Source organism: Bradyrhizobium sp. 26S5 (assembly GCF_036923295.1).
GTDB classification, from domain to species: Bacteria; Pseudomonadota; Alphaproteobacteria; order Rhizobiales; family Xanthobacteraceae; genus Bradyrhizobium; species Bradyrhizobium septentrionale.
Genome location: NZ_CP145948.1, coordinates 5,562,368 through 5,574,704, shown reverse-complemented (window position 1 = coordinate 5,574,704; position 12,337 = coordinate 5,562,368). Strand labels below are relative to the sequence as shown.

Below are 12,337 nucleotides of genomic sequence, written 5' to 3'. Positions count from 1 at the left end.
CCTGCGCGCAGGCCCTTCCGCGGCCGCTGCCGAGGATGCGGCGCGCCTGAGCGCGACGCAGATCGTGGCTTAATCCCGTCGATGTGACCGATCGTGAGGCCGCCAACGCTGGCGGCCTTGTGGTCGGCGCATCATATGATGGTGAACCGGAGCCAAGGCGATGCGTGCTGCTTTGATGGTGGGACTGTTGGCGATGCTGTGGAGCGCCGCCGCCGACGCCGCAACGGCACATCACCGGCGCGCGCGACAGCACCTCATCATCCGTCCAAGCGAGCAGGTCGCTCCTCCGGGCCACTACGTCTATCCGGGCTACGGGCCGATCCCGCCGGGCGAGAACCGAAATCTCGATCCGTCCACCCGCGGCGGCGGGTGACGCCGGGTAGGGGGTCAGTTCATCCCTGTGACGGCGTTGCCTTGACCGCGGCACACACCGTGCATCGCGGCCTGACAAACATCGGCGATCAATCTTCTTAAGCGAAGCTGAACATGCTTGCGTTGAGTTGTCCGGGGGCGAGGCCGATCAACCAGGCAGCGTTGCCTGCCGCGTCGGTGATGATCGTGGTATTGATGCCGGGCGAATAGAACTCGGCGGCCTGCACATCGGCAAAGGAATGCAGGGAGGTCCCGGTGAAGCTCAAAATGTCGTGGACGCCGCCCGCGTTGAAGTCCTGGATCACCATGATCTCTGAGTTGGCATCGCTGATGTTGAACGTATCCGAGCCACCGCCGCCCCACGCATAATCAACGCCACCGCCGCCGCTGATCACATCTGCGCCTGATCCCATCAGGAACACGTCGACGCCGCTGCCGCCGGTCACCGTATCGCCGCCGTTCGAACCATAAACGTAGTTCTGGCCCGAACCCCCATAGATGAGGTTTCCATCACTCTCGCCTGACGAGATGAAGATGTTGAGACCGGAGCCACCGAACATGGTGTCAGCGCCAGCGCCGCCGTAAAAATAGTTAGTGCCGGTTCCCCCATAGAGCAGGTCATTGCCGGCTTCGCCGTACATCACGTTGACATCGGACGGCGAGGCTCCGCCCGAGCCAGAAAGTGTATCGTTGCCGTCGCCGCCAAAAAGGTAATTGAAGCCCGTGCCGCCATAGAGCGCGTCGTCGCCACTCCCACCAAGCAACACGTCAAGGCCATCGCCACCGAACAGAAGGTCGTTGCCTCCGTAGGCATAAATATAATCGTTACCAGCGAGCGCGTAGATCGCATCGGCCGCACTTCCTCCAAGCAAAACATCATTCGCCGCCGTGCCGTTAGTGACAATGACACCCGCAGGAACCTGCGGTTGGTTCGAGGGCGGTCCATAGAGCGCTTGAATGCCGTCGATGTCCGATTGCGTCAGGTTGGTTATGTCAGCGCTGGCGTAGGGGTTCATGATCGCCGGGCCGCCAGTGTAATGATCGAGGCCCAAAGCGTGGCCGATTTCGTGCGTTGCAACGGCCTCGAAACTTATTCCTCCCGAAAGCGTCAAACCGCTGGAGGACGACATGTAGGTTTCAGCCTGGTCAAAGCTGACCGTGACATCAGGCAGAAAGTCGCCGTCGGAGTAGTAGTACGATGTCTCAGCCAGGATCCCGTAAGGGCCGTCAAAAGTCCCGAGTCCGAAACGGATGTCGACGCTCGCAGAATCCGCCACCTCGACGAACGTCACATCGGCAACGGCGGACCATCGCTTCAAGGCATCGATGATTTCCCGTTCATACTCACCGGCCTGGAAGAACGTTGAGAATGTGTCAGGCTGACCGGAGAAATTGATCGTCGCGAAGCTCCACGTGATGGTCTTCGACGACCAGACGGGTCCTTCCAAGTTGTAATCTGCCATGGAGATTCCTGCCTGTTGGGTCGCGCCCGGAAACCAGTATCGCGATACTTCGCTTCCGGAGTTTTATTTCGTCCGATTTGTGGTGCCGAAAGGGTAAATAAATTCCTGTGAGATCAACCGTCCTGGCTGACCAGAAGCTCGGCATTAAGGACGTCGACGAGGGCATTTGGCTCGTCTGCTTCGTGCACGACGATCGCGGGTACTGCGGCTTGGAGTGGGATGACCTGGAGCAGAAAGCCTTGCACCCAACTGGCAACCCGTTCGGCGCGAGGTTGTCACCCATGTCTTGGGTATGACCTGTTACCCATGTCTCCCGGCTGGACAACCAAGTCGATGGCGGAGACGGAGACCGCGAAACCCTCCGCCTTAGACACGCTACCATGTCCGCCGCTGTCCGTCGACGCGCTGATTTCCCTCGGTTTTTCGGTGCCGGCTGCCTTCCCAAATTCCCGCCGTCCGCTACTGTCCGCCGCGCCCGCTAGGGCAGGTGTTGCAGGGACCACAGGGGAGAAACCGACATTATGGCGCAACAGCGCAACAGGCTGAGCGCGCGCTCAGTAGCGACAATCACGAAGATCGGGAGGCACGCGGATGGCGGAAATCTCTATCTCTCGATCTCGCCGAACGGCGGGCGGAGGTGGACATTCCTGTTCCGCTGGCGCGGCAAAACCAAAGAGATCGGGCTTGGCAGCGCTCGCGACGTGATGCTTGCGCGGGCCCGGGAACTGGCCACAGCGGCGCGCGCCGAACTGGCTGAGGGCCGGCAGCCAACCGGTATCCGGCGCCCAACGGTCGGCGAGACGTTCGGCGAGGTTGCCAATCGCCTGGTCGAGACCATGGCGCCTGGCTGGAAAAACGAGAAGCACGCCGCGCAATGGCGCATGACGCTGCTAGGTGAGGCAGGGGAGGGTGACGAGGACGGCAAGCCGATCAAAGCCAAGCACGATTACTGCGCGTCGCTGCGCAAGGTTCCCGTTGCTGAGGTGAGCACCGCTGACGTGCTGGCGGTGCTGCAACCGATCTGGCAGACCAAGCCCGAGACGGCATCGCGAATCCGCGGGCGCATTGAGCGCGCGCTCGACTCCGCCAAGGCGCAAGGGCTGCGCACCGGCGAGAACCCGGCACGGTGGCGCGGCCATCTCGATCATCTCCTAGCCAAACGCCAGCGCCTTACGCGCGGCCATCACGCCGCGCTGCCTTACAGCGACGTGCCGGCCTTCATGGTCGACTTGCGCGGCCGCGAAGCTGTCGCGGCTCGCGCGCTGGAATTCGTGATCCTCACCGCGGCGCGGACCGGTGAGGCACTGGGCGCGCGCTGGGATGAGATCGACTTCGACCGCGCCTTATGGACCGTGCCGCCGGAGCGGATGAAGATGGGCAAAGAGCATCGCGTGCCGCTGTCGGCGCGAGCTCTGGAGATGGTGCGCGAGCTGTTCGAGGTGAGGTGCAACGAATTCGTTTTTCCCGGGCAGAGCAGCGACGGCGGCTTGTCGTCGATGGCGCTGGCTGCGGTGCTGAAGCGGATGAAGGTCAAGGGCGCAACGCCGCACGGATTCCGTTCTAGCTTCCGAGACTGGGCCGGAGACGAGACAGCCTATCCGCGCGAAGTGATCGAGGCCGCGCTGGCGCACACGATCGAGAACAAGGCGGAGGCCGCATACAGGCGGGCAACGGCGCTGGAGAAGCGGCGCGAGCTGATGGCGGCATGGTCGAGCTATTGCGCCGAACCGCAAGGCGGCAAGGTGGTGCAGCTCCGGCGCTGAGGGGCGATTCCGTGCGGTGTGGCGGTTGGACTGTCCGCCACACGTCGCACGCCAAGCCCTGTAATTACAGGCAATCGGCGAGACGCTGCCGGCGCCTTCTCCAGCGTCTGTCCCAGCTTTGACAGGCGGCCCGCGGCTCGCGTACACAAATGACGTCCAGAAGTGCTTTGTCCCATCCCTGCCTGATCCAGCGCCGCTGCGCTGCGGTCCTGGCATGGGGAAACCCGCGGCAAGGCCACCATGGACAAATCCAATCCCGATCTCCCGCAACAGCCCGATCTCTCGCAGCCCGATTTCTCCCATCGGCTCGCGCTGAGCATAAATGAGGCGAGCCGCCTGGCGCGGGTCGGCCGAACCCAGCTCTATGAAGCGCTGCAGGCCGGCGAGCTGAAGGCGAAGAAGCGCGGCGCCACAACGCTGATATTGCCGGCGGAGCTGAAGCGCTGGATTGAAAGCTTGCCGGACTACGTGCCGGAGATCGCGCGACGCAAGCCGCGGCGCAAGTCGCCGGCTGTCCGGTTGGTCTCCTAGCGCTGGGGCAGCTGCACCATGAGCGAAGCTGTCGAGATCGTGGCGGCTCTCAATTCGACCTGGCGCGTCGTCGTGGTGCCGGCTGCCCGGCGCTTCCATCGCGCATGGTCGCTGCAGCGCCTGGTTGGCGACGCCTGGCAAGGTCATGCCATGGCCCGGACCGCCGAGCTGTTGCGCGGCCTTGTGCTGGCCTATGCCGGCGCCGTCGACGAGGCCGCGGCGGGGATCCTCGCCACGTTGCCGCCGCGCGTGGATTTCGACGCGATGATATCGGCGGAGCAACGGCGCAAGGCAGCGCAGGCGAGGCGGCGGAAGCGCGGGCCGCGCGTCGAGACTCGGCCGCGCCCGCCTGCAGCCATAGCCCGGGCCGCGCCAGCACCGCGTGCCGTCGAGATCGGCAAGGCCGCGCCGGTCGTCGTCGAGATCGCAGCCAAGGCCGCGCCGTCGACGGTCTGTCCGGAGGTGCCGGAGGCCGTGCCGTCGACGCCGTACCGGGACACGCCGCTTGAGATCAGGCGGCTCGCCCGTGAGTTCTGCGCATGGCGGGCGGAGTTGTGATGCGCATGGATGAGCGTGGATCCGCCCAACCCGGAAAGCAGCGTGTTGGATTTGCTCTAGGGTTGCCGGCGGGCTGCGGTTGTGTCTGCGCGCCGGTCCCAGCGATCACAGAAAATGGCACGTATAGGATGGTGAAAATCGTCGAGCCGGGGGGCTTGTGCTGTTCGGCCGGTTGATCCAAACACTGACTCGCCGGAGACCCAGGGCACGTCATAGCGCGACCCTTAGTCCTTCCCGCTGGCGCTCGCGAGCCAAAAATCCGTGACCCCACCACACACCGCGGAGCGATCCGCAAAAAGAAACCCCCGCAGGCTTGCCGGCCTAACGGGGGCGAAGGGCGACAGCAGCGCCCCGATAACGATTCTTCATGTGGCCATTGGCCATGAAAAATCAAGCGCTGTTTTCGTCCTTCGCCAACAAAAGAAGGATGAACACTGCAATGAGCAACCAAGCTTTCAAATGGGCGAAGGCCCAGCACATCGACGACAGCACAGTGAAGATGCTTTTGCTGGTGCTCGCCGAATATGCCAACGGGCAAAATCAGTGCTGGTACAAACAAGCCGACCTGGCCCGCGACATCTCCAAGTCTGTTCGCACCGTGCGCCGTACGCTGGTCACCTTGCGCGATCTCGGCTTAATCCACACCGAGCAATTGCCGAGCCCGACGCGCGGCGGCAAGGGGCAACTCCTCGTCACCATATTGACCGGAGCAACCGGACACGCGTGTCCGGATGATCCCCACGACACCGCGAGCAACCGGACACAGGTGACCGCAGCAACCGGACACGCGTGTCCGCAGCAACCGGACACACGTGACCGCGGCAACCGGACACTGTTGGCCACACAGAAACCCTTAAGAGAACCCTCAATAGAACCCTCAAGAGAACCCTCAAGAGAACCCTCACCTTTTGTCCCCTCCGGGGACGGCGCGCGCTCTAGGGCTCATGTCGTGGTCTCGAAGGGCATGACATTCATCGGATGGGCCGATGCCTTCATTGCAGCGCTGCAGACTGCCAAGACGGCCGATGACGTGGAGGAGTTTTTTCGCCTCAATCAGCACAACGTCGACAGGCTCAAAAACTGCCATAGGGAGTCGGCCGATCGCGTTCACAAGGCGGCAAGCGAAGTGCTCGCCGATGCTCCGCCTCTGAGCCGACTCGTCGGACCGCGGCCAACCGCCAACACGCACAACGCATAGGGAGCAGGACCAATGACGAAGAAGCGCAAGCGGCAGCAGCAAGACGGCAACGCGATGATCGATGATCTGTTAACGGATTGCGAGATGCGCGAGGCCAACGGCCAACTCTTCCGGGAAGTGCTCGCCCGCGCCCGACGCGAGCCGGTGCAGTCTCGAAGCCTCGTGCTCGCCGAACATCCGACCTTGCAGTGAGGAGTCGACCATGAGCGAACCCGTCGACGCTGCCCGACTTGAACGCGCGCTCGCGATTGCCGCGTACTGCATTGCGAGGCATGGCGACTATTTGCTGCCGATTCTCGATCGGCTGCGACACGAGCTGGCAACGTCTCGCGCTGGCGCGGCCGGCGCCGCTGCGGTATCCATTCCGGATGACGAAGCGAGCAACAGCTCGGGGACGATCGCGAGCGCAGCGCCGCGCTGTCATGCCGTGCCAAGCCCGCATGACGTTGGACGGCAGCGGTGCGCCGTCCGATGGGATCGTGATGACGAGCGCTAGTGTGCCATGCTGGAAGCGGCTGCGGAGGCTTCCGACCAGAACGCCGCGCGCCGCGCCAGCGCGTAGCAGGGGACTGCGTTGAACGCCCTGGCCCGGAAACCACTCCGGCGACACGTAGGGCCGCTGTACGGCCTTCTAATCCAATCGTCAGGCTTGTTACCCTTGCCCGTTCGCATCGGCCGCGCCGATCGGCACCGGTTCGGAGCTGGGCGAAGTCCGTATCGGCAACCGGTTCGGATGACATCCACTCCGCCATAGTGAGCGGCCGGAGCGTGTGATCACAGGCGGTTACCGCTGGCGCGCCTTGCGCTGCCGCAGCACGTGCCGCAGCGGTGCGTTGGGATTGGTCGACGTCGCGTCCTAGGATGAAAGCGGCGCCGGCAGGTGTGGACCTGTCCTTTGCCGGCGCCGTCGAGACCTTGGGCGCGTACATCCGGCGCCAAGCCCTCTCACAAAAACCAAACCGCCCGCTCCATCAGTGCGGTGATGGAGCGGGCGATCCACAGGGGGCTGAACCAAGCGGGCGGAGATTCCCTTTTCAGCGCGATCATCTTTGCACCACGCCAACACCGAAAGCAAACATTGCATCGCGCGTGCTGTCACCTCGCTTGTTACCGCGCCCCTATATTCACAGGCTTTTCGCGCACTTTCGAAAAAACTGCGCTATGGTGTGCGCATCGACCGGGTGCAGGACGGGCGACCAACGCACACTCTCACTCGGGAGATTCCCTTATGGACGAGCAACAGCTTCAGACTTTCATGGCCGCACTCGACGGATTGCGCGCCGACATCAGCAAGAGCATCGCCGACGTCGCCGCACGCTGCGACGCTCTCGACGCGAAGATCGAGAAGAAGGACAGCGCCGGCTCGCGCAGCGGCGAGAACGAAAACGACATGGGCGATCCCGACGCAGCGATGCGCACCGCGGCCGACTCCGTGTCGCGTGGTGAATTCCGCCACCTGCAGCAACGCGTAAACGAGATGGGCTTGAAGACCCTGGCTCGTGCGCCGGCCGATCGCGACGCCATGGCGGACCTGCAGATCAAGGCTGACGCCGTCTATCGCGCGCTCGACAGTCGCCGCGCGCCCGAGCCCATGCAGGGCGAAAGCGTCGTAGACTATGCCGTGCGCCTGCATCGCCCGCTGATGAAGCACAGCGCGAAGTTCAAGAACGCGGAGTTGGCCGTGCTGGCTGGCGATCCGGCGACGTTCAGCGCAGTCTTGGACAGTGTCCGAATGGATGCTTACACCGCCGGCATGTCGCCGGGCGACGCGCCGCTCTTCCAGTATCGCGAGATCAAGACGGAGAGCCCCGGCGGGCACCGCATCACCTCGTTTGTTGGAAACGGCACCATCTTCAAGCAACTGGCGCGGCCGGTCCGGATGGTCACCGGATTCCACAACGAGTCTCGCCTTGGCCGGCCGGGTTCCTCCGGCGGCGCGGTTCACGCGAACTGACGCGCGCAACATCGGCGCCTGCCTCCGCTCAGGGACGTCCGGAGGCTAGCGCCGTTTGTGTGACGGGCAGGTGCGGCGGTTGTTGTGGTCGACGCGCCGCACCCGCCCCGATCACAAGCATCAAAGAAGCCGAGACCGGAATGGCAGCGCGTGGTTGTGTCGTGACGAAACCGCAGTGGCAAATCATCGTTGAGGAGCGAGCCGCCGCACAGGCTCGCCGCGTCGCCATGATCGAAGAGCTATTGGGCCCCGGCGGTTTCGACGCCGTGGTCGCCGAGATCGCGGACAAGGCGGGAGCGGGGGATCCTCGCGCGCGCCGGATCATGGCGCGCCTCAACCGGATCAACGGTCGGAAGCTGTGACCGATGGTGACGCAGAGACAAGCGACGGCCGCGCCTGCAAAAAACAGGGCGAAAACAGGCTCCGGCCGATTCCCGAAGGGCAAGAGCGGCAACCCTGCAGGCCGCAAGCCGGGCAGCCTCAACAAGCGAACCCTGGTGCTGGAACACATGACCGATGACGATCGTGCGGCCCTGGTCGCAAAGGTAATCGGGCAGGCGAAGCGCGGTTGCCGCCCATCGCAGAAAATGATCCTCGACAGGATCGAGCCGCCGCGCAAGGGACGCGCAGCACGGTTCGCGCTGCCGCCGATCGCAAGCATCTCCGACGTCATCACCGCGCTGGCGGCCGTCACGGCTGCGATGGCTGCCGGGCAAGTCTCACCGGCTGAGGCCGTCGAGATCGCCAGCGTCATCGAGCTGCAGCGCCGCGCCGTCGAAAACCTCGATCTCGAAACCAGACTTAACGCCCTTGAAGAAAGGTTCAAATGAGCAACGATCTTATCCGCCGTCTCGAAGCACTGGAGGCGCGCATCAATGCAGAGCGGCCGGCCGGTCCCGGTGCACCTATGCGCGTCGTGATTATCAGCGGCGCGCTGCCACCTGGCGAACCGCTTTTCGCCAATACCGGCGAGCATGAGCTGTTGCGCAACGAAGGCGAAGAGCTGGACGCATTCGTCGCCAGAGCGGTCGCCGAGGCGCATGGGCTGGCCGTGCCGCTGTTAACGATCGGCGGGTTGCCTCAGTCCGAAGGGCAGACCTTCCTCGCACAGGCCGCTTTCGAGAAGTGGCTCGCGAGCGGCGCCGATGACGTGCCGCCCGTGACGCAGCCGGGCACGCGCCGATGACGCAGTACGCGCACAGAATCACCGTGGTGCCGCGCGGCCTGATCTGGCTGGCCAGCACCGGTCTCACAGCGATCGCGGCGCCTGCGAAGCTTGCGCCGCCGGCCGGCGCCGCTTACTGCACCATCCAAGCCGTGGGCGGTATCGCCTATTACACGCTTGGTGGCAGCGCTCCGTCGCCGGCTGCCTATGACGGTTCGATCGGGGATGGTGCCACCATGGCGATGCAAGGCCCTGACCCGATCGGCCGGCTGCGCCTGATCGGTGCGCAGATGTGCGTGAATTTCTACCGGTGACCGGGCCGGCGGACGGGGACACATCCCAACCGGCTGCCCATCGTCCTGTGATCGCTGGGGATTGCCGGCCGGCGTCTGGCTGTGCCCCATGATCAGCCGCAGCGCCCCATGTTGGCCGAAACCGGGATTGGTCCTGATGGCAGTGGTGCCGATGAGGGCGGGTAGAGAGCTAACGGTCGGCCTATAGCGCCAGCCCGCCGACCGTCAAAAAAGCAGCGAAGTATCGTTACGCGCTTAGGTTGCCTTTAGGATTGCTGGTCGTTAAGAGTCTGATTCGGAAACTGATTTGTCTTTCGGTCGGTACTCTGGCCCTGGGTAGCCTGTTGCGATGAAGAAGTCCGTTCAGACCTCCAGCCCTCCGCACGCTCGGAGGCTCGAGCAACATCTCTCGCCAGCCAACCGGGCTTTAACTTTAGCTCCGACATTGAAATCTCCCTTTTGCCCAGAATAGACGAATCACCCGGCAATTGTAGGCCGTCATCCTTCTAATCTGTTGATTATCTAGAGGCGCGTTGAATGAGTAATGAGACAACGTCAGCAATAAAACCCAGTTCCAGGGTTCCGGCAATGTCACTTCCCGTCGAGGATCATCCGGAACTTATCTTCGGATTGGTGGGACCGATTGGTGTCGATCTCGAATCCGTGACGGAATGCCTCTCCATTGCGTTGTCGGAGGTCGGCTACGATTCCAAAACCATCAGAATTACCGAGCTTATGAAAGAGGTGGGCGTGGGGCTCCCTCTCGATGCGGCGGGTTATATCGATTCGTATCGGCAACGAATTGATTATGCAAACAAGGTTCGAGAGGTCCTTAAGCGCAACGATGCCTTGGCCATCCTTGCGATCAGTGCCATCCGCGAGTTTCGGTTAGAGGCGACCGGAAACATTGATGAGCCAAAGCCGAAGCAGGCATACATCATACGTCAATTTAAGAGGCCAGAAGAAGTTAAGTTGCTGCGGAGTGTCTATGGTCGGCAGTTCATTCAGATATCGGCCTACGCTCCGACCTCATATCGAAAGAGGAGAATTGCAACTAAGGAAAGACAATCAAAACGAAATCTCATCTCGCTCGTTGATGCCGAAAACGGAGCTAACTCGTTGGTCAAGCAGGACGAGATGGAGCAAGATCATGGCTATGGACAAAATGTGCGAGACGCCTTTCCGTTTGGCGATTTGTTCATTGAAGCTCCCGATAAAAAATCATGCAAGGAAACGGTGACGAGATTCGTTACGGCGCTTTTTGGCGACAACGAAGCGTCACCAACTCATGACGAATACGGAATGTATCTTGCCAAATCGGCTTCGCTCCGTTCTTCGGCACTGACTCGGCAAGTGGGTGCCGCGATCTTTCGACATTCCGGTGAGGTAATTTCACTCGGATGCAACGAGGTGCCGAAAGCTGGCGGGGGAACATACTGGAGCGGCGACCCGTCAGATATGCGCGATTTCGTGGGTGGTCGAGATCCGAATGACGAAAAAAAGACGGAGATCCTTGTCGATCTTGTCGACCGACTGATGAAACGCAAGCAACTATCGCCCCAACTCGTAGGCAACGAGGATGCCGCGGCCGTTGCAGCGAAGCTGCTGCTCGATGACTCTGGAGACAGTATTCGTGACTCGAAAGTCATGGATCTGATCGAATTCGGCCGCGACATTCACGCTGAAATGTCCGCTATCACCGACGCAGCTCGAAAGGGGGCGCCCATCGAAGGTGCGACACTCTATTCCACCACTTTTCCGTGCCATCTGTGCGCAAAACACATTGTTGCTGCAGGAATAAAGCGCGTAGTCTATATCGAGCCGTATCCAAAGAGTTATGCTGAGGATTTGCATTCGGACTCTATCGAGCTCGATGCGTCGCCAGATAGTAAGCGCGTAAATTTTCAACGCTTCATCGGTATCTCGCCTTATCGGTACCGAGACCTCTTTGAAAAAGGGAAGCGAAAGTACCAGACCGGGGAAGCTCGAAAGTGGAACCGCGGAGAAGGGCAGCCCATGTTGGAAGTCATTTACCCCACGTACTTCAAAGCTGAAACGTTTGTCGTAGACCTGTTAAGTGGCGGACTGAGCCAGCTTAAGGGAGGAGCAGGGCGATAGGCACCGGTGTGTTCAGGTCGACCGACGCAGTTCATGGTCACGTTGCCAGCGTCTAGCCCGACGAAACCGACTTGATCAGTCCGCCGGCGATGCCGCCGATCAAGTCTCCGATGTTAGACCAGGTCGAGTTTCCGCCATCGGCGTTTTGAATCCTCTTCTCGACAGTGTCGCCGGTCGGGAGAGGTTGTTTAACGATGGACAGGCCTTTCGCCGTCAGTTGCGCACCTGTGAGGTGCATCACGCCATTCAAATTCTTGCTCGCGCCCTTGGCTCGGATAATCCCTTCGTCGAGCATCCACGTAAGGACGTCGGCGAAGAGAGCCATGTCTTCCTTCGTTCCGAGAAATTTCTCAACACCGCGCGTATCGATCTCGTGTGTCATCAAGCCGCTCGACACAAATCTCGCCACCACGCGCGCAAGCAACGCCATGTGTTCTTGCAGGGTGCTCTCGGACGATGATGCATTCATCTAGAAGCGTCTCCTCAGCGACCAAGCAACACATTGTTCGCTCCCCGGCCGAAAAGCCTCATCCGAACTCAAATTTGGTGGAGCGCAACCCCGTAAGGGCACGGGGGGGGGGGCGCAAGCGGCGCGCGCAAGCAGGATTTCCCACAGCGGCGGTAAAACTTTTTACGCAAATCAGACTGACGATGTCCCGGGTCTGATGGCTTAGCGATTGCTGGGGCTCATGATAGGGCCGAGCGCTTTTTCTCTCGCAAATTATCAAGAAATCCCAACAGCTTATAGGGAAAGACTGGCGGAGACGGAGGGATTCGAACCCTCGATAGGCCTTTACAAGCCTATAACGGTTTAGCAAACCGCCGCCTTCAGCCACTCGGCCACGTCTCCAATGGCGCCGATATGCCCGAGAGGGCGCTGAGCCGCAAGCGGCAGATTCAGATTGCGACAAGGTGATTTGGT

General features: G+C 61.6%; 15 protein-coding genes, 1 tRNA gene and 1 pseudogene. 14 read left to right on the top strand and 3 right to left on the bottom strand.

Going from position 1 to position 12,337, the window contains the following annotated elements; translation table 11 throughout:
* Nucleotides 1–160 precede the first annotated feature (160 nt).
* Entirely contained in the window at nt 161–373 is a 213-nt protein-coding gene (locus tag V5279_RS26020; protein ID WP_338689309.1) for a hypothetical protein, read from the top strand.
* A 97-nt stretch (nt 374–470) separates the two neighbouring features.
* On the opposite strand, the gene V5279_RS26015 is transcribed toward V5279_RS26020, so the two are convergent.
* A complete protein-coding gene (locus V5279_RS26015; RefSeq protein WP_338689307.1) occupies nt 471–1,835 on the bottom strand; it encodes a matrixin family metalloprotease in 1,365 nt (454 codons plus the stop codon).
* 113 nt (nt 1,836–1,948) lie between these two features.
* On the opposite strand from V5279_RS26015, the pseudogene V5279_RS47210 reads away from it, so the two are divergent.
* The 13 genes and pseudogenes from V5279_RS47210 to V5279_RS25955 form a co-directional block, all read left to right on the top strand.
* Nucleotides 1,949–2,131: pseudogene (locus tag V5279_RS47210) on the top strand (hypothetical protein); the annotation flags it as partial.
* Nucleotides 2,132–2,356: 225 nt separating this feature from the next.
* Nucleotides 2,357–3,598 (top strand): tyrosine-type recombinase/integrase, encoded by a 1,242-nt coding sequence (locus V5279_RS26010; RefSeq protein ID WP_338689304.1) that lies wholly within the window; start codon nt 2,357–2,359, stop codon nt 3,596–3,598.
* A 240-nt stretch (nt 3,599–3,838) separates the two neighbouring features.
* A complete protein-coding gene (locus V5279_RS26005; RefSeq protein WP_338689302.1) occupies nt 3,839–4,129 on the top strand; it encodes a helix-turn-helix domain-containing protein in 291 nt (96 codons plus the stop codon).
* A gap of 18 nt (nt 4,130–4,147) precedes the next feature.
* Nucleotides 4,148–4,687 (top strand): hypothetical protein, encoded by a 540-nt coding sequence (locus tag V5279_RS26000; RefSeq protein ID WP_338689300.1) that lies wholly within the window; start codon nt 4,148–4,150, stop codon nt 4,685–4,687.
* Nucleotides 4,688–5,069: 382 nt separating this feature from the next.
* Entirely contained in the window at nt 5,070–5,885 is an 816-nt protein-coding gene (locus V5279_RS25995) for a helix-turn-helix domain-containing protein (protein WP_338689298.1), read from the top strand.
* Nucleotides 5,886–5,897: 12 nt separating this feature from the next.
* A complete protein-coding gene (locus tag V5279_RS25990) occupies nt 5,898–6,077 on the top strand; it encodes a hypothetical protein (protein WP_338689296.1) in 180 nt (59 codons plus the stop codon).
* 10 nt (nt 6,078–6,087) lie between these two features.
* Complete coding sequence (locus V5279_RS25985; RefSeq protein ID WP_338689294.1) at nt 6,088–6,381, top strand: hypothetical protein; 294 nt, start codon at nt 6,088–6,090, stop codon at nt 6,379–6,381.
* A 732-nt stretch (nt 6,382–7,113) separates the two neighbouring features.
* Nucleotides 7,114–7,839, top strand: coding sequence for a hypothetical protein (locus V5279_RS25980; protein ID WP_338689292.1), 726 nt, complete (start codon nt 7,114–7,116; stop codon nt 7,837–7,839).
* 140 nt (nt 7,840–7,979) lie between these two features.
* Complete coding sequence (locus V5279_RS25975) at nt 7,980–8,201, top strand: hypothetical protein (RefSeq protein ID WP_338689290.1); 222 nt, start codon at nt 7,980–7,982, stop codon at nt 8,199–8,201.
* A gap of 3 nt (nt 8,202–8,204) precedes the next feature.
* Complete coding sequence (locus tag V5279_RS25970; protein ID WP_338689288.1) at nt 8,205–8,669, top strand: DUF5681 domain-containing protein; 465 nt, start codon at nt 8,205–8,207, stop codon at nt 8,667–8,669.
* Nucleotides 8,666–9,025: a hypothetical protein gene (locus V5279_RS25965; RefSeq protein ID WP_338689286.1), complete on the top strand. Its 360-nt coding sequence runs from the start codon at nt 8,666–8,668 to the stop codon at nt 9,023–9,025. Before V5279_RS25970 ends, V5279_RS25965 begins: the two co-directional genes overlap by 4 nt.
* Nucleotides 9,022–9,318, top strand: coding sequence for a hypothetical protein (locus tag V5279_RS25960; protein WP_338689284.1), 297 nt, complete (start codon nt 9,022–9,024; stop codon nt 9,316–9,318). The genes V5279_RS25965 and V5279_RS25960 overlap by 4 nt, the downstream gene beginning before the upstream one ends.
* A gap of 516 nt (nt 9,319–9,834) precedes the next feature.
* Nucleotides 9,835–11,415, top strand: a complete 1,581-nt coding sequence (locus tag V5279_RS25955; RefSeq protein ID WP_338689282.1) for an anti-phage dCTP deaminase — start codon at nt 9,835–9,837, stop codon at nt 11,413–11,415.
* Between the two features lie 52 nt (nt 11,416–11,467).
* Here V5279_RS25955 and V5279_RS25950 read toward each other — a convergent pair whose 3' ends face one another.
* Both V5279_RS25950 and V5279_RS25945 read right to left on the bottom strand, forming a co-directional pair.
* Nucleotides 11,468–11,884, bottom strand: coding sequence for a hypothetical protein (locus V5279_RS25950; RefSeq protein ID WP_338689280.1), 417 nt, complete (start codon nt 11,882–11,884; stop codon nt 11,468–11,470).
* A 287-nt stretch (nt 11,885–12,171) separates the two neighbouring features.
* A tRNA-Ser gene (locus V5279_RS25945) sits at nt 12,172–12,265 on the bottom strand.
* Nucleotides 12,266–12,337: the final 72 nt, after the last annotated feature.

Coding starts and splice junctions, on each gene's coding strand:
- V5279_RS26020 (WP_338689309.1), top strand. CDS start 161: ATGCGTGCTGCTTTGATGGTGGGACTGTTGGCGATGCTGTGGAGCGCC.
- V5279_RS26015 (WP_338689307.1), bottom strand. CDS start 1,835: ATGGCAGATTACAACTTGGAAGGACCCGTCTGGTCGTCGAAGACCATC.
- V5279_RS26010 (WP_338689304.1), top strand. CDS start 2,357: ATGGCGCAACAGCGCAACAGGCTGAGCGCGCGCTCAGTAGCGACAATC.
- V5279_RS26005 (WP_338689302.1), top strand. CDS start 3,839: ATGGACAAATCCAATCCCGATCTCCCGCAACAGCCCGATCTCTCGCAG.
- V5279_RS26000 (WP_338689300.1), top strand. CDS start 4,148: ATGAGCGAAGCTGTCGAGATCGTGGCGGCTCTCAATTCGACCTGGCGC.
- V5279_RS25995 (WP_338689298.1), top strand. CDS start 5,070: ATGAAAAATCAAGCGCTGTTTTCGTCCTTCGCCAACAAAAGAAGGATG.
- V5279_RS25990 (WP_338689296.1), top strand. CDS start 5,898: ATGACGAAGAAGCGCAAGCGGCAGCAGCAAGACGGCAACGCGATGATC.
- V5279_RS25985 (WP_338689294.1), top strand. CDS start 6,088: ATGAGCGAACCCGTCGACGCTGCCCGACTTGAACGCGCGCTCGCGATT.
- V5279_RS25980 (WP_338689292.1), top strand. CDS start 7,114: ATGGACGAGCAACAGCTTCAGACTTTCATGGCCGCACTCGACGGATTG.
- V5279_RS25975 (WP_338689290.1), top strand. CDS start 7,980: ATGGCAGCGCGTGGTTGTGTCGTGACGAAACCGCAGTGGCAAATCATC.
- V5279_RS25970 (WP_338689288.1), top strand. CDS start 8,205: ATGGTGACGCAGAGACAAGCGACGGCCGCGCCTGCAAAAAACAGGGCG.
- V5279_RS25965 (WP_338689286.1), top strand. CDS start 8,666: ATGAGCAACGATCTTATCCGCCGTCTCGAAGCACTGGAGGCGCGCATC.
- V5279_RS25960 (WP_338689284.1), top strand. CDS start 9,022: ATGACGCAGTACGCGCACAGAATCACCGTGGTGCCGCGCGGCCTGATC.
- V5279_RS25955 (WP_338689282.1), top strand. CDS start 9,835: ATGAGTAATGAGACAACGTCAGCAATAAAACCCAGTTCCAGGGTTCCG.
- V5279_RS25950 (WP_338689280.1), bottom strand. CDS start 11,884: ATGAATGCATCATCGTCCGAGAGCACCCTGCAAGAACACATGGCGTTG.